We start from the raw sequence: 18,658 nt of genomic DNA on the forward strand, positions 1-18,658 counted from the left end.
GCTGAAGCGGGAGCGGATCAAGCGGAGGATCTACAGCAATCACGACGAGGCGCGTGCGGATGTCTTCCAGTACATCGAGATGTTTTACAACCCAAAACGGCGGCACAGTTCCAACGACGGGCTGTCCCCGGTAGAGTTTGAGAAGCGGTACGCACTAAACGGCTGACGACTGTCTACAAAAGCCTGGGCGATTCACTTTACGAGGATGCCGACGCTGTCAGACATGTGACCTTCGATGTGTTTGAAATGAACCACGACCGACTTCATAACCGGTTTCTGTTCTCGGCAGATGCCGCTATCAAGGCGATTGCGCTTCCGCCGAGGCGCGACAGGTAGCCGATGGACGAACATGAATGTTGCGACCGCTGTAGGTACCGCTTCACTCCACACCATATATCGCAAACAAGGTTCTTCAGATGATCAAGTGTCTAGTCCGTAGCACTGCTGTCGCAGTTGCGTTGCAGTGTATTGGCTGTGCAGCCGGCACAGTGGGTACAGATTCCGACGATACGCGCACGGCGACAGAGGTTCGGAAGGACACAATGCAGGAACGAGCTTCGGCACAGACCAGTATCGATCCAATCGCTGCGCCGGCAGTCCTTCGAAGCCCGGCTGAGGATCGGAAGGCGGGGAATCCTGAAGCCTCTCCTTATCTTGCAACCGAATCGGAGCTGATCGTTCACAGTTCCATCTCGATTGATATGTCAAACGAAATGCTTGTGGACAATGCGCTGTTCTCAAGCGCACTGGAGAGGATGCGGGGCGAAGAGATGACAAGCGTTGAAGCGCAGAAGCTCGCCACGCATCATAGAGAGGTGTTGGAGCGTGCGGTAGGAGAGCTTGGCGTAGTCGAGAACCTGACCTGCGGCCTGAGTCTTTGCATTGGCTCGGTTACGTCCCTTACACAGGCGGACCATGAAGCGTGGAGTCGTCGCCTGGTCAGGGATCCTGCCGCTCGGAGATACGGCGCAGTCCACAGTTATGCACCGGTCGGCGATCAGTTGCAGCAACGTTTCGTGTTCTCGACGGATCCAGCTGTTGCGGCTCTTTTCAGCAGCCGCTAGGCGGCGGGTGGCCGATCATGGCTGGCTTGTCAGGTCGGCACCGGTGGAAGCACGCACGGCTCTATACTTCACCATCATCGCGATGGGAGCAGGGCGTGCTTAAGGGAATACTTCGGTGTGGCGCTTTTGCGTTCTTCTGTGTGGCAGGCGTCGCGCACGCGACCGAGCCCGACCGCCGCATCGCGTTCACCATCGATGACCTGCCCTGGCAGCGCCTCGGCGAACGCGCCGAGCCGGATCTGGACGCCCAGCACGCCCGGTTGATCGCCGCCCTCAAGCAGACCGGCGTCCCCATCGTGGGCTTCGTCAATGAGGCCAAGCTGGAGGTCAACGGGCAGGTCCAGCCCGAACGGGTGCAGATGCTTCGCGACTGGCGCGAGGCCGGGTTCGAGCTGGGCAACCACACGTTCAGCCACGTCTCCATGCACGCGGTGGCGCTGGACGTCTACGAGCAGGACATCCTGCGCGGGGAAACCATCCTGCGCCCGCTGCTTGCCGAAACCGGGCAGACGCCGCGCTGGTTCCGGCACCCGTACCTGCAGGCAGGGAAATCCCCGGAGGCGCGCGCCGAGCTGGCCGCTTTCCTGCAGCAGCACAGTTACCGCATCGCCCCGGTCACGATCGATAACGGGGAATGGGTCTGGGCGTTCGCGTATGACCACGTGCGCGATACCGAAACCGACCCCGCCGCGCGTGAAGCGCGCCTGCGCCAACTGCGCCGTGGCTATATCCCCTACATGCTCAACAAGCTGGCCTACTACGAGCAGCGCTCGCAGCAGTTGCTCGGCAGGCTGCCCGCACAGGTCTGGCTGATGCATGCCAACGCGCTCAATGCAGACAGCGTTGAAGAGCTGATAGCCGCCACCCGCCGGCGAGGGTACCGCTTCATCACGCTTGAAACTGCAATGGAAGACCCGGCCTACCAGCGCCCTGAGGGCTACAACGGGGGCGCTGGAATCAGCTGGATCCAGCGCTGGGCCATGGCGGACAAAATGCCCAAGGCGTTCTACCAGGGCGAGCCTGCGGTGCCTGGATGGGTGATGACGCTGGCCGGTCAGGAATCGGAATAGGCGTCCTGCCACGCAGGGCGTGGCAGCGCGACGTCACCGGGTGCCACGCCTCAACTGCATGATGGCGTCCGGCAGCTCGGTGCGCATCTGTTCGCGCAGGGCTTCGGCGACACCGTGGTAACGACGGCGCTGGATGAAGTAGCAGTACACGAACAGCCCCAGGATGATCAGCAACGGCCAGGTGGAAGCAGCGACCATGGGCATGGCCACGCACAGCACCGCAAAGCCCAATGTCATCCAGTTGCAGATGCCTTCCACCCGTACCTGGTTGCGCTTGGCGTCCACCACGACCAGCCCGCGCATCACCGGGTAGTAGCGCCCGCTGAAGGCCATGAAGTAGCTTTCGCGAAACGCCATGCGGCCACCCGGTAGTGGATGGAACACCAGCGCTATCCATTCCTGCGTGGCCACGTCGCGCTCCAGGCAGTTGAGCACCAGCCGTTCGCGCATCTCTGCCGTGGCTGGAATGCGTTCGTTGAACAACCGGATGCCCATTCCGAAGTAAAACGGGTTCCACGTAAACAGAAGCACCATTTCCAGCACGATCAGCGCGACCAACAGGTACCAAATGGGCATGCGTGTGTCCTCAGCCGCCAGCGGCCGTAATGGTGGGCAGGGCCGCACCCTTGGGCCACAGCAGCCACAGGTTGCCCTTCTGCTTCATGTCGCCGGCCAGCTTGCCAGCGGCGTCGCCGGTGCCCCAGTACAGGTCGGCGCGCACTTCGCCGGCGATGGCGCCGCCCGTATCCTGCGCGGCCACCGGCCGCACTACCGGGGTGCCGTCCGGGCGGGTTGTAGAGAGCCACAGCAGGCTACCCAGCGGCACTACGGTGCGGTCCACTGCAACGCTGTAGCCGGCCGTGAGCGGCACGTTCAACGAGCCGCGCGGGCCTTCGTCGCCGTCCGGGCCTTTGGTGAAGAACACATAGCTGGGGTTGCTGGCCAGCAGTTCGGGAATGCGCGCCGGGTGCGCATTTGCCCAGGTGCGGATGGCGTCCATGGTGACGTCTTCCTTCTTCAGCTCACCCTGCTCCACCAGCCAGCGGCCAATCGGGCGGTACGGGTGGCCATTCTGGTCGGCGTAGGCGATGCGCAGCTCGCTGCCATTGTCCAGGCGGATGCGGCCCGACCCCTGGATCTGCAGGAACTGCAGGTCCATCGGGTGGGTCAACCAGGCAAGGACCGGCGCCTTGGCACCCTTGGCGCTGATCGTCGCCGCATCGTCGTATGGCCGCAGCACGCGTCCTTCCACGCGGCCGCGCAGGCGCTTGCCCTTGAGTTCGGGGTAGAGCTCATCAAGCTGCACGCTGACCATGTCGTTCGGTACGCCGTAGACCGGCACGGTGGTCTTGGCGGTGCGGGTGACGCTGCCGGGGTAGACCGGTTCGTAGTAGCCGGTGATCAGGCCGTCGGCGCGGTGGCCGCCCGCACGTAGTGCGTATACCTGCAGGTTGTCCTGCAGGAACTGGCGGATGGCCGTGGGAGTGGTCGCCACATTCGCGGCGGCTGTGCAGGTGGGCGCCCAGATGACGTCGTTCTTCAGGCGCGGGCAGGCGCTGCGCCAGGCGGCGAAGCCGGCCTGCAGGTCGCTGTCGCTGACAGCGGGAAGCACTGCCCAGTCGGACTTCGCGTAGGTGGTGGTGCTGGTCGGCGGGGCGTCCGGCTTCGGGGGGCTGACGCTGCAGGCGGTGAGGAAGGTCAAGCCCATGAGGGCAAAGGCGGAGTTTCTGGTCATGTCACCGGGTCTGTTGCAGCAGCGAATACAGGATGCGGGCATCTTCCGCGTCGAGGGTAGGCGGCAGGTCGTCGCGGCCGCGGAAGCGGCGGTGGAAGGCACCCACGGTGGCGGCGCGGTCGTCCAGCATGTAACCGAATGCCTGCAGACCCAGCCAGGGGTCGAAGCCTTCCGGCGCGGGGCCATCACTGGTGCGCGGCCAGACCCCGAAGCCGGCTTCAGCCAGCTGCTGCCACGGGAAGTAGCGGCTGGGATCCTGCTTGCGGGCCGGGGCCAGATCGGCGTGAGCGATGATCTGGGTGCGCGGAATATCCAGGCGGGTGCACAGGTCGGTGAGCAGGCGGATCAGCGCGGCGATCTGCGCTGGGGCGAATGGGCTGCTGCCGTTGTTGTCGATCTCGATGCCGATCGACGCAGAATTGAGGTCGGTAATGGTGCCCCAGCGGCCGCCGCCGGCATGCCAGGCGCGGCGGTTGTCGCCCACCAGCTGGTAGATGTGGCCATCCGCCCCCACCAGGTAGTGCGAGCTGACCCGGCCGCCACTGTTGGCGGTGCGCAGGGTCTGCAGGCTCTGCTGCACGCTGTCCTGGTCGGTGTGGTGCAGCACGATGATGACCGGGCTGCGCACGTTGTGGTTCGGCGAAGGCACCCAGGTGGCCAGCGGGCTGCGCACGTCGGTGCTGGCGCAGGCGGCGAGCAGGAGGGTGGCGAGCAGCACGAGCGGGTGGCGGAATCGGCGCATTACCCGATTGTGCTTGATTCGGCGGCTGGATGCGCGGGGCGCATGCGTGCGGAAGCGGTCTGTGGGCAAGGTGGTATCGCCTTCGGCCTTGACCGAGATGTGCTTGCCAGTCAGTTCGGTGTTCTGCCAGGTGCTGCTGTCCGGCTTGGACTTGCTGCTGCCCACGCTGGCATCGGCCTACACGTACACGCCGGTCTGCGCACCCGCAGAGACGCCAACACCCACTTCGGCACCGGCGTTGTTGCACCTGCTCTTGTCCTGCACGTACGCCTGGCCGGCATCGAACAGGATGTCGCGTGCCGAATCCAGCGCCAGCGTGTTGCCGGCGCTGAGGTTGCCCTGCACCACAAGGACGTCGCCACTGGTGGAACTACTTATCAGCTGCGCGAGCAGCTGCCATCACTACCGAGGTTTCCTATCCCATCGCGATCGCAACCCGTTCAACTCGGCAGACAGATCACCATCCAAAAACAGCTCTTGGAACAATCTCAACGCATGCGAAACTTCTGAGCTGACTGTCCTCGCATCCCATTCATCATCACCAAACCTCTCCGTTCCCCTGAACGGCCGATCTTCTGGCTCCCACCATTCGAGCAAATCCAGCTTTGGATCTGTTGATCTTGTCAATGCAACAAGCCTGTACTTCCCACCGATGGACTTCATCGTAAGTTCCTTAACCAGGCCAGTGTCTGGTGCAACGACACGTAGGTCTACGAATCCGCCATTCTCAAATGCTTGGTGTAGTGCCGAATCAACGCGACCCCATACTGGCCTCTCGGTCACGGTAGCGTTGGCACCTGCGGACCTGTCGAAGGCACATAGCTCCACGATAAATTTGGACTCTTCTGCGTCCTTAGTCATTCGATCCAACCCTTTCCTCGAATCCACAGCGATACCCGGCCGCGTACCGTATCAACAACCAGGCATTGGCACCGGCCGCCATGCCCTGCATCGCGGCCAGACGCCCGTCCGACTCACGCGCTGCATCCACGTTGTTGATCAGGTCGATGAAGGGCGACTTGATCCGCGCGAACATGTAATGACCCACTGATCTCTTGCTTCTGCCGTTGAAGTTAGGATCCACCCGATCGCGCAGTGCGTTGGCGATCGACAGAATTCCACCTCCGCACAGCCTTTAGCGACACAGCAAACCCAGTTCAGTTGCTCATTTAGAACTTCCATCATCTGACCGCCAAGTTCGGATTCAGCCTTCAGGCATTGGCCCTACGAACCGTAGTCCGAACTCATCCCTGATTGCATAAAGAGTCTCGAACTGGAACGACAACATGAACTTGAACGGCTGCGATGCCGCATAGCAACGCGCAAAGTCTACGATGTCCCTCCAGCTTTCATGAAGGCTATCTGCTCGGTAGTGAAAGGACCCTCGGACGCCAACGCGCCAATCCACTTCCACGACGTCGACCAGCACTTCTTCCGGTGAAGAGTCATACCGGAATATGAACTGGCAATGCGATCTGTTGAAGAAGCCAGAAGCGTCACCGTCGATGGGTTCCATCTGGGTGTCCATGGCCGCCAAGGTGCTTGAGATGCCTTGCATGCTCGCACCAGTCTCGATCTCAATCCACATTGTAAGACTCACTGGCTAACCTTTATCACGTTGATTTCTCCATTTTTTATGATGTAGACCGCCCTAAGGCCTGGAACCGGGTTGGCACGCAGAACTCCTTCCAGCTGCGAGATCGTGATCACTGAATCCTGTAAGTTCACCACGATAGTGGGCGCCTGCTTCTCCACCTTATCTCGAATTGTCTTGAGGACCGAGATCGGACTATTGGTGATTGGGGAGAAGACATCCGCGATCTGCCCGTTAATCTTTAGGTCGGGATTGGCTACATTTCTCTTAGTATTTGGCAATTGCTCAACATCTTCACCGGACTTTGCGAGCGCCACTGCCGCCTCGTTCTGTCGATCAATCGCGCGCACCTGATCCGGCGAGGCGTTCCTTGGGGGGGATTCTGGCTGGCCCTTCAGATCTCCGCTCGGCGCTTTAGCGCTGGTCCCCGCCTCGCTATCCGCAGCCCAGCTCGCTACTGGCGGGCTCTTTGCTTTGGCCAGATCATCAGCAACATTCCAAGGAAGCTTTACGTACTTGATAAGGTTGCCACCAAGGAAGCCGCCCGCCTCGCCGAGTGCCATCCCTGACCACATGAGCCTTTGAGTGGTTGCCCACTCTGCGCCCTCTACAAAGCCCGCCTCCGCCCACCGGCCCTGATCTTTCAAAAGCAGCTGGAGGTTCGCCTTCAGCTTGAGCTCATCGTATGGTCCGATCTGGTCGCTGGTGCCACTGTAAAGCACAGACTGACCGAGGCTCACCACGGAGTTCGCAATCAACTTGATGTCGCCCCAAGCGGATGCCTGCCCATCTGCGTAGGAGTAGCCGGCCAACTGCCCATACCCAAACAGCTCGCGATTCAGGTCACTGGGCTCGCGGTTGCCGGCCCCAATACTGTCAAGGTACTGGGCTACGACAGGGTCAAACCTTGCGTCGTACAGCGCATTCAAGTTGATCGTAGGATCTTTCAGCTCGGTGCTGGAGCTGACAAAGAAGGCGTGACTTTTCCCGGTAGAGTCCTGATATGAGAGGCCTTTCGAGATGCTGGAAAGGAACTCGCTGGTGAGCGGATCTTGGCCAAGTATCGCCGACCAACTGTTGTCTTCCTTTGAGCTGGCAAACCGGTTGAGGCTGGAACGCGCCTCCTCCGCGGTCAATACAACGCCGTGACTTGCCATGAAGGCAATGTAGCTATCGACCGTCTCCTTCTTGGCAAGGAGTTTGACCTCGGATGGGTGTAGAAGCCGGTTATTCTCCACCGAGTTCTGGGCAACATTAGATCCCAAGGCGGCGCCAGCAAGCCCATTCCCGCCTGCCCCGCCAGCAATCGCTCCTACGGCCTGCGACAGTGCAAGGACGGTTTGCTTCTGTTGCTCGTTGAGATTCTCCAGACCCTCTGGGTAAAGGTAATCGGCAATGTACTGCGCTGCAATCTCTCCACTAGCAGCAGCAAGCGCTCCATTACCAGCGCTTCCTCCATTTGCCTCTGCCAAGAGTGCGCCCAGTACCGCGTGAGAGAGGAGCTGCAGGACCGCATCTGGATCCTTGCCGTGGTTGGTGTCGAATCGGTCTCCGATCAACGCGGCTGCATACGGAGCCAGCGCATTCGACACCATCTGGCTACCGCCTTGGCCCGCAACGCTGCCTACAATTGCCGTCGTCACCGCATCCAAGGCACGGCTGTACTCGCCGCCGGTGCCCCACTTGAGTGCATCACGATACTCTTGGCTGGCATTCTGCAGGTAGGCCGCCTTGCCATTGCTGTCCAGCTTTGAGTAGTTGGCCCACTCTTCGGCGTTGTTCTTCTTCAGGTTCTCTTCAAAGGCCTGCTTTGCCTGCTCGCTCTTGTAAGCAAAGACGTCGCCCGCCACCTGCTTGCTGGTAGCCACGACCGTACCCGCAGCCGACGACATCGCCTGCTGCTCCTGCATCAGCTTCTTCAGGTCCGGCAGGGCTTCGATAGCCTCATGTGCCTTGCTGGCATCGGTATTGACGCCCAGCTCCGCAGCGGTGACCTTCTTGCCGCCGATGGTGATATTGCCTTCGGTCAGGGTCGCGTACGTAGTGGAGCTGTCGCTGCCGCTGCTGGTCATCGGCACGCCACCACTGAAGTTGGTGCCGTCTGCGCTACCAAACTTGCCACCGGCCACGTTCGTGCCAATGTCCTTGAGCTGGCCGGCGACATTTGGCGTGGCGAGCGGCTTGCCATTCGCGTCGGTTGCTTTTTCTCCGCCATATCCAAACCCACCACTGACGCTGGCCGAGCTGGCCCGGTAGTCCATTTCGTTCTTGAGATCGGTATAGGTGAGGCTCTCTGCGGTCAGCTCGCTGTTGGCCGCGTTGGTACTGGCAATCGCACCACCCACCAGGTTCACGTGCCCGGCATCCACGTGGTACCCGCCGTCCCCGGCAAACAGCCCCGACTGCTCTCCCACGCCCTTGTAGCTGCCGTTGGCCTTGCTGGCACTGGCGTAGCCGCTGGCATCCCAGGCGGTACCGACCGACACCTGTACCCGCCCGCCGAACTGGCTGTCCTTGGACATGCTCTCGGCAATGTCCTGCAGCGACTCGATGGTGAGCGTGCCGCCGGTCTTGACGTCGATCCGGTCGGCGGTCGCGGTGGCGCCGCGCAGGGTGGTATCGCCTTCGGCCTTGAGCGAGATGTTCTTGCCGGTGAGTTCGGTGTTTTGCCAGACGCTGCTGTCCGACTTGGACTTGCCGCTGCCCACGCTGGCTTCGGCGTAGACGTACACACCGGTCTGCGCGCCCACCGACACGCCCACGCCCACTTCGGCGCCGGCGTTGTTGCTCTTGCTCTTGTCCTGCAGGTGCGCCTGGCCGGCTTCGAGCAGGATGTCGCGTGCCGAATCCAGCGCCAGGGTATTGCCGGCACTGAGGTTGCCCTGGACGATGTGGATGTCGCCGCTGGTGCTGGTCAGGTTGACGTTGCCGCCGCCTTGGATGGTGGAGCCACGGGAAACCGTGCTGCTGCCCTCGGCGCTGCTGCTGGAGCTCTTGAAGCCGATGCCGGCTTCGGCGCTGAACAGCGTACCGCTGCCGGCACCGCCGGCCGCCGCCGCTATCGCACTGCCCGCCTGGTAGGCATTGGCCCCGGCCGCCATGCCCTGCATCGCGGCCAAACGCCCGTCCGACTCACGCGCCGCATCCACGTTGTTGATCAGGTCGATGAAGGGCGACTTGACCCGCGCGAACACGCCGATCTTGAGGTCCTTGTCGCTCTGCGAGTTGTAGCCGGTCTCGTTGGCGGTGAGCAGCTCGATCTCGGCGGCGGTGATGTTCACGTCCTGCGCGGCCACCACGTTGCTGGCGATCTGGGTGTACTTGCCGCCCGCGCCCAGGTTGACGTTGCCGCCCAGGCTGCCGATGGTGCTGGCCACCTGCGAGACCATGCCGCTGTCGTCGTCGTGCTGCTCGCGGTGCCAGCCGGCGAACTTCTCCGTGTCCGAAATCTGCACCGTGCCGATCGCCTTGCTGTCGGCGGTGTTGGCATTGCTCACCGTATCCTGGCCGCTGCGCACGGTCAGGTTGCCTGCGGCGCGGATGTTGACGTCCTTTTCCGCCGCCACGTTGGCCGCAGTCAGGGTGATGTCGCCCTCGGTGGTGGCCATGCGCACGCCACCGCCCACCGACAGCTGGGTGCCGGTGATGGTGTCGCTCTGGCCGCTGCCTTCATTGCGCGAGTTGTTGGTGCCGAACGGCAACCCGCTGGTGTTGTTGGCAAAGCCCCAGCCCTTGCCGCCGCTTTGGCGGGTGCTGGATTCGGTGTTGTGGGCCACGTCGAACACGATGTCCTTGGTGGCCAGCAGCAGTGCGTCGCCCTCGGCCGAGAGCTGGGCGCCCTGGCTGGTGATCGAGCCGCCGTTGGCGATCAGGGTCATGTCGCCGCCCGCCGCCAGCTGGGTGACGCGCGCATCGTTGGTGGAATGGCTCTGGGTGCCATTGGAGCGCTGGCTGCCACCGGTGACCACAGTGGAGGTGGTGGCCGCACGCACGCCGGAGGCGGTGCCTTCGGCGTTGCGGGTGATGTCGCCCATGATCGAGCCACTGTCGGCCATGCCGTCGGTGGTGGAATCGCGGGCGCTGCGATAGGCCGTGGTGGGGTCGTAGGTGACGCCCATCGAGAAGCCGCTGGAGCTGCTGGACTGGCTGCCCTGCGTGTCCACGGTGTCCTGGCGAACCAGCAGCTGGATGTCCTTGCCGACCAGGGTGAGGTTTTCGCCCGCGGCCACGTCCGAGGCGGCGATGGTGAGCTGGTTGCCCGCCGAGATCAGCACGTTGCCCTCGCGCGAGGCGATGGCCGAGCCGACCTGGGTGGTGGACTGAACCGATTCCTGGCTGTTGGCGCTGGACTTGTTATAGCCCACCGATGCCACGCCATTGGAGAGCCCGCCACTGAAACCGGACTTCTTGCTGGAGGAGCTGGCGCTGGCGCTGTGCTGGTCCTCTGCCGAGGTGATCAGCACGTTGTTGCCGGCGCCCAGGCTGACATTGCCGGTGGCGTCGACCACGGCACCGACGGCCGTAAGGTCGCGACCGGCCGAGATGTCGATGGCTTCGCCTTCCAGCACCGTGCCCACGGCGTAGGAATCGCGGCTGGATTCCTGGCGGGTGGTAGTGGTGCTGGAGAGGGTGCCCTTCTTCTTCTGGTAGCTGTCCAGGCTGGCTTCGTGGTTTTCCTGCACCGAGAGCAGGTTGACGTCGCGGCCGGCCGAGACCAGCACGGTGCCGTCGTCGCTGCGCACGCCGGTGGCGGCCAAGGTGATGTCGCGCCCGGCCACCATCAGCAGGTCGCTGCCGGCAGACAGCTGGCTGCCACGTACGGTGTCGTCGCTTGGGCTTGCCTGCTCGGACCAACGCTTTCCTGCCTTGCTGAGGTCCTGGCTGCTGCTGTCAACCTGCGCCTGGCTGTTGATGTCTCCGCCGGCTTGAAGCACCAGCGCTTCGCTGGCCTTGACCTGGGTGCCCGCCAGGTTGATGTCCTTGCCTGCGGCCAGGACCACATCGCCTGCGCCCTGCACGCTGGTAACGGCATGGGTGGTCTGGCCGGTGCGCTGATGGTTGCGGTCATCGAAGGTGGCGTCGGTGCTGCTGCCCAGCGTCTGCGCGCCCAGATCCAGCGTTCCGCCAGCGGCCAGCTGGGTGATGCCGCCTTCGCCCGCATTGCGGATCTGGGCCGCCTGCAGGCGGATATCGCCACCGGCGGCGACTGAAAGCACGCCCTGCCCGCTCGGGCTGGTCACGTACAGCCCGGCCACCCGCTCCAACTGGCTGGTTTCGTAGGCGTACGTGCCCGCACCGCGCAATGTCTCCACGGTCGAGACCACGGTGACGTTGCCGGCGGCCTGTACGGACAATGCGTCCGTCGCGGTCACGGTTGCCCCCGAAATGAGGATGTCCTTGTTCGAAGACAGCCCCACGTACTGGCCGGAGATATCGCCGCCCAGGTGCTCTATATTGCCCGCCGTGATGCTGACGAGCTTGCGACCGGCGATGTTGCCCGAATTGACCAAGCCATTGCTGAGGGTGATGTCGACATCGGCACCGGCCAGCAACGCACCCTGCCCGTCCAGGTCACCCGGACGCAAGCGCACGTATACCTGCGGTACCAGCGCAGTGGTGGTGCTGCCGTCAGCCAGGGTGATGGTCTGTTCGACCAGCCACATGATGTCGCTGGTGAGCTGCGCCATCTGCGCTTCGGTCAGCGCCACGCCGGGGCGCAGGCCCCACGCCTTCGCAAACGTCGCACCGGCGTCCAGCAGGGCCTGGTACTGCTTCTCATCGCTGGCGTAGCCCTCCAGGAAACGGCGGCCCGTCAGCTCACCGATCTGCTCGCGGATCAGCTTCTGTTCGTAATAGCCGTCACCCAGCCGCTTCATGATGGCGTCAGGCGAGAAGCCCATCTGCGCCAGCAGGTAGTCCGAGCTGAGCCAGGTGCGATGATCGGCGAAGCGCGGATCGGTTTCGATCAAAAAGTTGCCGGTGTTCGGGCGAACGTTGAACAGGCTCACGGCGGGGATGCGCGTGTCCGGCGCAACCATCGCAATGCGGTCCGGTGAATCGCCAGCGGCCGGAACCACGTGCGCACCCGCTCCACTACCCGTGCCGCGCTCCGCGCCGGTGGCGGTCCGTGCGCCCTGCCCCTGCGCCTGCCCCGCTTCGGTGCCGGCCTGCTGCCGGGGACCCTGTGCGGCAGTGCCCGGCGAACCCTGCAGCGCATCCGGGCCGTGCAGGTTCAAGTTGGCGACGGCCGATCCGTTCTGCACGTTCGGTGCATCACGGCCCTCGTTGAGGTTGCTCAGGTCCGCGCCATCGATGGTGAGCGTGCCGTTGGTGACGATGCGGCCGCTGACGGAGCCGATGACCTCCGAGATCGCGGGGTTGCTCCATGTCACGGTGTCGCCGGAGAACGTGTGCCCGACGTTATCGAATTCGTGGGTGCGGTACAGGGTAGTCGAACGATTGGTGGTGCTGATCGCAGTCGTTTTGCCCGCAATATCCAGATTGCCGCCGGCGGCAATGCCGCCGTAGCTGTTGACCAGAACATCGGTACGGATGCGCATCGCACCGCCGGAACGGATCACCGCGTCGGCCCCGATACCTGGCGCGAGCACGTCTTCGGTCACGGTCCGGGTGGCGATGCGGTACTGCTCGTTGCTGCCCACCGTATCGCCACCGTTACCACGCGGGCTGGTCAGGGTTGCATCGGGATTGTTGTAGTCCTTGTAGGTCCACAGCTGCACGCAATCCGTGGTACAGGTGCCGTAGGTATCGGAGTAGGTGAGCGTGTCATCGACATAGCGGAACGCAGGTGCGCCCGCCTCCATCTGGGACAGCTCGGCGAACGGGTCATCCGCACCGCTGGTTGCCTGGTCGGGGTTGACCTGGTTGTCCTGCCGGCCGACGTAGTACAGGGTGACAGTGCCATCCTGCACATTCAGCCGCGAGCGTTCGCCATATGCGGCATACAACCCACCACGTCCAAAGAGGTATGCCGTGGTCTGCGCCGTCAGCCGCACCACTGCACGGTGAATGGCAAAGCCATCGGGGGTGATGTACGGCTCGTCCTCGATGATGTCGGCTGGATTGAGGTAGTACACCTCGTGAGCGCTGTAATGGCCGGTCGTTCGGATATCGGAGCCGTTGTTCTTACCATTGCTCCACCATGACGGGCGATCCAGACGCACCGGCGCTTCGACCGTAGTGACCTGCTCGACCACCACGTTCTCGCGGATGTTGCTGACTTCCAGACTGTCGATCGACAGATCGCCCGCCACGTCGATGATCGAGCCAATGTTGCTGACAGTGTCGGCAGTGCCGATGGCCAGCCGGTTGGTGCCCAATGCACCGCCGATGGCGGCATCGCCATCGCTGTAGATCAGGCCTTCTTCGACGTTGCTCAGCATGCGCACACCAATGTCCAGCCGCTCGCGCGCGGCTACGGTCGCCGCCCGGGTGGTGCCGTCAACGGTCTCGGCACGGTTGTTGAACATGTTGGCGGCAAGGGCGACGTGGTCGCCGTAGATGCGACCGGTGCCGACGTTCAACAGCGTGTCGGCTTCCAGGTGGGTAACGCTGCCGTCGATCAGGCCACGGTTGGTGATTTGACCGCTTGCGGCAAGGTGGGTCACGCCCTGGCTGGTGATCTCGCCGCTTGCTGCGTTGGTGATGTTGGCGGCGTTGAGGTCCAGGTTGCCGGCGCGCACGATGCCCTGGTTGGCCAGGTCGCCGTTGATATCCAGCGCAAGGGTGCCGTTGGCGATCAATTCCCCGTCGTTGCTCAGCCCCTGCTGCAGGGTCACGCGGAGGTCCCGCTGGGCGTGGATCTGGCCGTTGCCGCTGAGGTTCTGTGCGACCAGGGTCTGATTGCCAGTGGCACGCAGCAGCCCCGCCTCGTTGTTGACGCTGGCGGCGCTGGTATCGAGCGAGCCGCCCGAAGACACGGCACCACCGCTGTTGTCGACGCTTCCCGCCAACTGCAGGCGTGTGTCGCCGTCGGTGACTACCTGGCCTTGACGGTTGTCCAGGCTCTGCGCTTCCAGCTCCAGTTGCCCCGCCTGCAATCCCAGCGTGCCTTCCTCGGTGCGGGTGTCGCGGTTGTCGATGCTGGTCGCCTTGAGCATGAGCACCTGGCCGGCCGCGATGGCGCCGCGCTGGTTGTCCAGCAGCCCTGCAAGCGTCACGTCCATGTTCGTGCCGGCCTGTACACGGCCGTCCACGTTGGCAAGACTTGCCGCATCCAGGGTCAGGCCGGCCGCACTGCTCAGCGAGCCACCGCGGTTGTCGACCGTACCCAGCGCCAGCTGCGCCTCGCCTTGGGCCAGTACCGTGCCGCCACGATTGTCGAGCGCACCGCCTTCGATGCGAAGCGTATCGCCGGCGAGGATGCCGCCGGTGCTGCCCGAGGCGGTGTTGAGGATGGCCTGCCCGTTGCTGTTGATGCGCAGGCCGGTCTGCGACTGCAGGCGGCCGCCGCTGTTGTCCAGCGCGCCGCTGCGGATCTCCAGCGCGCCGGTCTGGCTGCCGATGGTGCCGCCCTGGTTGCCCAGCGCGAGGCCGCGCGTATCGATATCGACGCTGCCGCCGATCAGCTTGCCCTGTGCGTTGGACAGGCCGGCGCTGCGCAGGGTGAGCGCATCGCTCGCCTGGATCGCGCCGCCGTCGTTGTTGAGCGCGGTGGCGGTGGTCAACTGCAGCGCCGTGCCCGCGTAGAGGGTACCGCCTGCGTTGTCCAGGGTGTCGGCGTCGAGCTCGAGTGCCGCAGCACTGGAAACCAGCCCGCCGTCGCGGTTGTCCAGCCGCCCGTCGATGCCTGCGGTCAGCCCGGCTGCATGCAGGGTGCCACCGCGATTGTCGAGGCTGGCCGCGTCCACGATGCCGGTGCCGCCGAGCAGGATCTTGCCCTGCTGGTTGTCGAGCGCGCCGCCGATGGTCAACGTCGAATGGCCGGTACCGGCCGCCTGCAGCTGTCCACCGTTGTTGATGAAGGTGTTCGCACGCAGGGCCAGTTCGCCATTGCTGGCGATGTTGCCGGCGCTGTTGTCCAGCGTGTCGCGCACGTTCAGCTGCAGCGCCTGGTCGCCGAAGGACGACAGCGTGCCCCCGGCCGTGGTCAGGCTGCCGGTATCGATGACAACACCGCGCGCGGAAGTGCTCGCGCCGCGCAGGTCGATGTTCTGGCCGGTCAGCGCGAGCGCGCCGTTGCTGAGTACGGTGCCGCGCTGGCCGAGCAGGGTCTGCGCGTCGATCTACAGCTGGCCGGTGCCGGCGTGCTGCACGGTGCCTGCGGTGTTGTCCAGCGTGGTGGCCTGCAGCCGCAGGTCGCCGTTGCTGGCCACGGTGCCGCCGGCGTTGTCGAGCTGGTTGGCCTGGATGCGGCTGGCGGCGGTGCCGCTGGCCACGATGGTGCCGTCGCGGTTGTCGAGGTGGCTGGTCTTGAGGTCAACCCGGTCGGCACCCAGGGTGCCCTCGCGGTGGTCGAAGGTGTTGGCCTGGAGGGTCAGCGCGCCCTTGCTGACCAGGGTGCCCTTGCTGCCGTCGAGGCGGTCGACGTCGATCTGCAGACCGCCGCTGCCGGCGTGACTGAGGGTGCCGGCGCTGTTGTCCAGCCGCGCGGCATGGATATCGAGCGTGTCGCCATTGCTGGCGATCGTGCCTTCGGCGCTGTCCAGCGTACCGACAACATCCAGCGTGCTGTTCTCGCTGCCGGCTGCGCTCAGGCTGCCCTTGCGGTTGTCGACGCTGCCGGCCTGCAGCGCGATCGCGCCGTTGCTGGCGATGCTGCCGCCGTGGTTGTCCAGCGCGCCGCTCACGCGCAGGTCGAGCACGTCCGTACCCGTGGCGCTGAGCGTGCCGCCGGCGGTGGACAGCGCATCGGCGGTCACGCCGATGCGCTCGGCCTGGGTGGTGCTGCCAGCGCCCAGTGCCAGGTTACCGCCCTGCAGCTGCAGTTCGGCCAGGCTGAGGATGCGGCCGCCGGTCCCCTGCAGGGTGTCCGCGCGGATCTGCAGCAGGCCATCGCCAGCGTGTTCGATGGCGCCGGCGCGGTTGTCCAGGCTGCCGGCAACCACCCACATGTCACCACTGCCGACGATACGGCCGCCGGCATTGTTCAACGCGTCAGCATCAATACTGACCTGCTGTGCCGAGATGACACCGCTGCTGACATCGAGTTGGCCACCGGACAAGGCCAGCGCACCCGCGCTGAGCAGCTGTCCCTTCGCACCGCTGAGGGTGGCGGCGTGTACCTGCAGGGTGCCGTCGCCCGCTTGCTGGATCAGACCCTGCGCGTTGCCCAGTGCCTCGGCGGACAGCGTGAGGTCGCCATTGGCGGCGATGGTGCCGCCGCCGTTGTCCAACTGCGTGGCGCGGATGACGCTGCCCGCCGTACCCAACGACAGCAGGCTGCCACCGCGGTTGTCGACAGAATCGGCCAGGATCTGGAAACGCGATGCGCTCAGCGCCCCGCCGCGCAGGTCCAGCGTACTGCCCGACCACTCCAGCGCCCCTGCGGTGTTCAGGCTGCCGGCCGCGCCGGTCCAGGCGCCGCTGGAGAGCAGCATGCCGCCGATGCCGGCGTGCTCGATGCGTCCTTCGGCGTTGCTGACACTGCCGGCATTGAGGAGCAGGCGCTCGGCGTTGGTGCTGAGCAGGCCGTTATCGTTCTGCAGGGCATCGCGGATTGTCCATGACGCGGTGCCGGTGCCGCCATGCAGGAACTGGCCGCCCCGGTTGTCCAGCGATTGTGCGTCCAGCCGCAGCACGCCGGCCACGCTGAGGCTGCCCTGCTGGTTGGAAAGCGCACCCAGCTGCAACGCCACGTTGCCGTGCACCTGCAGCGTGCCGGCGTCGTTGCGCAGGTCGCCGGCCAGATCCAGGGCCTGCACGCCGATGCGACCGCCGGTATTGTCCAGCCCGTTGCCGAGCTGCAGAGACACCGTGCCGCCATTGCTGACCGTGCCGCCGTCGTTGTCGAGGCTACCCGCAATGTTCAGTGCGCCGTTGGCCAACAGCTCGACGGGGGTCTGCGGTTCGACCGGCGTGGTGCCGCCACCGGCTGAACCATTGCCCGTGCCCGGATCAGTCGCGCCCGAACCCGGCGTGGTCGGGGTGCCAGCGTCGCCGCCGCCCGCGTTGCCACCGCCGGAGGCCAACGCGTCCAGCGCGCCGATACGGCCATCATTGCGGTTGGTCAGCGTAGTGGCGGTGATCGCCAGCGCCTGAACACCGGTTTGTTCAATGCTGCCGCTGTGGTTGCGCAGCGTGGCCGCGTCCACCTGCAGACGCTGGGCGTTGAGCGTGCCCGTGCTGTTGTCCACTGCACCCGGCGTTTTCAGCGTCAGCTCGCGCGTGGCCGCGATCGTGCCGGCGTTGACCACCCCGCCACTGGCATCAATGCGTACATCCTGCCTGGATTGCAGCGCGCCGGTGTTTTCCAGCCGGCCGTCGACGGTGACCACCAGCTCACCGGCCTGCGCGCCGAGCGTGCCGGCGTTGCGCATGCCCACGCCCTGCTCGTTGCCGACCAGCCAGATGCGATTGGCATACATGCCGCCCAGCGCGCCGACGTCGAGCGCGAAGGTCGGCGCAGCGCTGTCGGCAGCCTGCCGAGTGACGCTGGCATGGTCGGCACGGACCACGTTGTTGCCCAGGCTGGCCTGCAGCTGGTTCGCCCAGATGCCGGCATTGACCTGCAGCGAGCGGGTGATGATGTCGGTGTAATCGGTGCGGCTGGCATCCAGGCCGGCACCGGCGATGCGGATTTCGCCACCGGCTACCCGGTAGCCCTCCAGGGCACCGTTGCTGACGATCGGCGTGCCGGTGGTCAGGGTGACGCGGCTGGCGTTGATGAAGCCGGCGCCGTCGACCTGGATGCCGGCCGGGTTGGCGATGATCACCTGCGCGCGCGCACCGGCCACTTCGACGTAGCCGTTGAGCTGGCTGGGGTTGCTGCCGTTGACTTCGTTGAGGATGACGCGCGCGGTGCCATTGGCCAACCACGGGTTGCCCTGTACCCAGCCGCCCACCTGGGTCTGCACGTCGGTGCGGGAATTGTTGAGGACGGCGCCCTGGCTGCCGACGTCGAACTGCTGGTACTGGTTGCGCGACACGCCGGCGGCGCTGGGCGTAGTGATGTTGACCTGCGGCGAGCCGTTGGCCGAGCTGACCACGGTGGGACGCTGATCCGCCGGTGCGTTGCGGTCGACGATGATGCGGCCGGCATTGGGTGACGGTTGCGCCGACAGCGGCTGCACCACGCCTACCCAGCCCAACGCCAGCCACAGCGCGAAGCTGATCGGTCGCAGCGTGCCCAGGCTGGCACCGCCGCGCGCATCGCAACCGCCACGGGGGGCCTTGACCAGCTCGGAGGCGACCTGCATGACACCCAGCGTGCGGTTGAAGACCAGACGGTAGACTCGATTCACGGCGTTGCTTCCTTTCAAAGCGGTGTGGGGT

The 18,658-nt window shown here is 64.6% G+C and carries 11 protein-coding genes; 3 read left to right on the plus strand and 8 right to left on the minus strand.

Annotated features, from left to right (window positions below):
- The 3 genes from J7J08_RS05955 to J7J08_RS05965 form a co-directional block, all read left to right on the plus strand.
- The coding region (locus J7J08_RS05955; RefSeq protein ID WP_214903066.1) for an IS3 family transposase at positions 1-166 on the plus strand (166 nt) is incomplete at its 5' end.
- A 376-nt stretch (positions 167-542) separates the two neighbouring features.
- Complete coding sequence (locus J7J08_RS05960; protein ID WP_214902638.1) at positions 543-1,064, plus strand: hypothetical protein; 522 nt, start codon at positions 543-545, stop codon at positions 1,062-1,064.
- Between the two features lie 95 nt (positions 1,065-1,159).
- Entirely contained in the window at positions 1,160-2,134 is a 975-nt protein-coding gene (locus tag J7J08_RS05965; RefSeq protein ID WP_343237706.1) for a polysaccharide deacetylase family protein, read from the plus strand.
- 33 nt (positions 2,135-2,167) lie between these two features.
- Here the strand turns inward: J7J08_RS05965 and J7J08_RS05970 are convergent, their stop codons facing one another.
- The 8 genes from J7J08_RS05970 to J7J08_RS13355 all read right to left on the minus strand — a co-directional run bounded on the left by J7J08_RS05970 (position 2,168) and on the right by J7J08_RS13355 (position 18,627).
- Positions 2,168-2,710: a hypothetical protein gene (locus tag J7J08_RS05970; protein WP_251006459.1), complete on the minus strand. Its 543-nt coding sequence runs from the start codon at positions 2,708-2,710 to the stop codon at positions 2,168-2,170.
- Between the two features lie 10 nt (positions 2,711-2,720).
- Entirely contained in the window at positions 2,721-3,842 is a 1,122-nt protein-coding gene (locus J7J08_RS05975; protein WP_251006473.1) for an MltA domain-containing protein, read from the minus strand.
- Between the two features lie 28 nt (positions 3,843-3,870).
- Entirely contained in the window at positions 3,871-4,611 is a 741-nt protein-coding gene (locus J7J08_RS05980) for an N-acetylmuramoyl-L-alanine amidase (RefSeq protein ID WP_214903072.1), read from the minus strand.
- A 177-nt stretch (positions 4,612-4,788) separates the two neighbouring features.
- Positions 4,789-5,004, minus strand: coding sequence for a hemagglutinin repeat-containing protein (locus J7J08_RS05985; RefSeq protein WP_343237710.1), 216 nt, complete (start codon positions 5,002-5,004; stop codon positions 4,789-4,791).
- 460 nt (positions 5,005-5,464) lie between these two features.
- On the minus strand, positions 5,465-5,647 hold the full coding sequence (locus tag J7J08_RS05990; protein WP_214902646.1) for a hypothetical protein: 183 nt from the start codon (positions 5,645-5,647) through the stop codon (positions 5,465-5,467).
- Positions 5,648-5,815: 168 nt separating this feature from the next.
- Positions 5,816-6,199: a hypothetical protein gene (locus J7J08_RS05995; RefSeq protein ID WP_214902648.1), complete on the minus strand. Its 384-nt coding sequence runs from the start codon at positions 6,197-6,199 to the stop codon at positions 5,816-5,818.
- Positions 6,200-6,207: 8 nt separating this feature from the next.
- Positions 6,208-15,450, minus strand: a complete 9,243-nt coding sequence (locus tag J7J08_RS06005; RefSeq protein WP_343237711.1) for a hemagglutinin repeat-containing protein — start codon at positions 15,448-15,450, stop codon at positions 6,208-6,210.
- The gene (locus tag J7J08_RS13355; protein WP_343237707.1) at positions 15,451-18,627 is read right to left on the minus strand and encodes a filamentous hemagglutinin N-terminal domain-containing protein; all 3,177 of its coding nucleotides are present in this window, start codon (positions 18,625-18,627) and stop codon (positions 15,451-15,453) included.
- Positions 18,628-18,658 lie beyond the last annotated feature (31 nt).

It is taken from the genome of Stenotrophomonas sp. ISL-67 (assembly GCF_018612915.1).
GTDB lineage: Bacteria > Pseudomonadota > Gammaproteobacteria > Xanthomonadales > Xanthomonadaceae > Stenotrophomonas.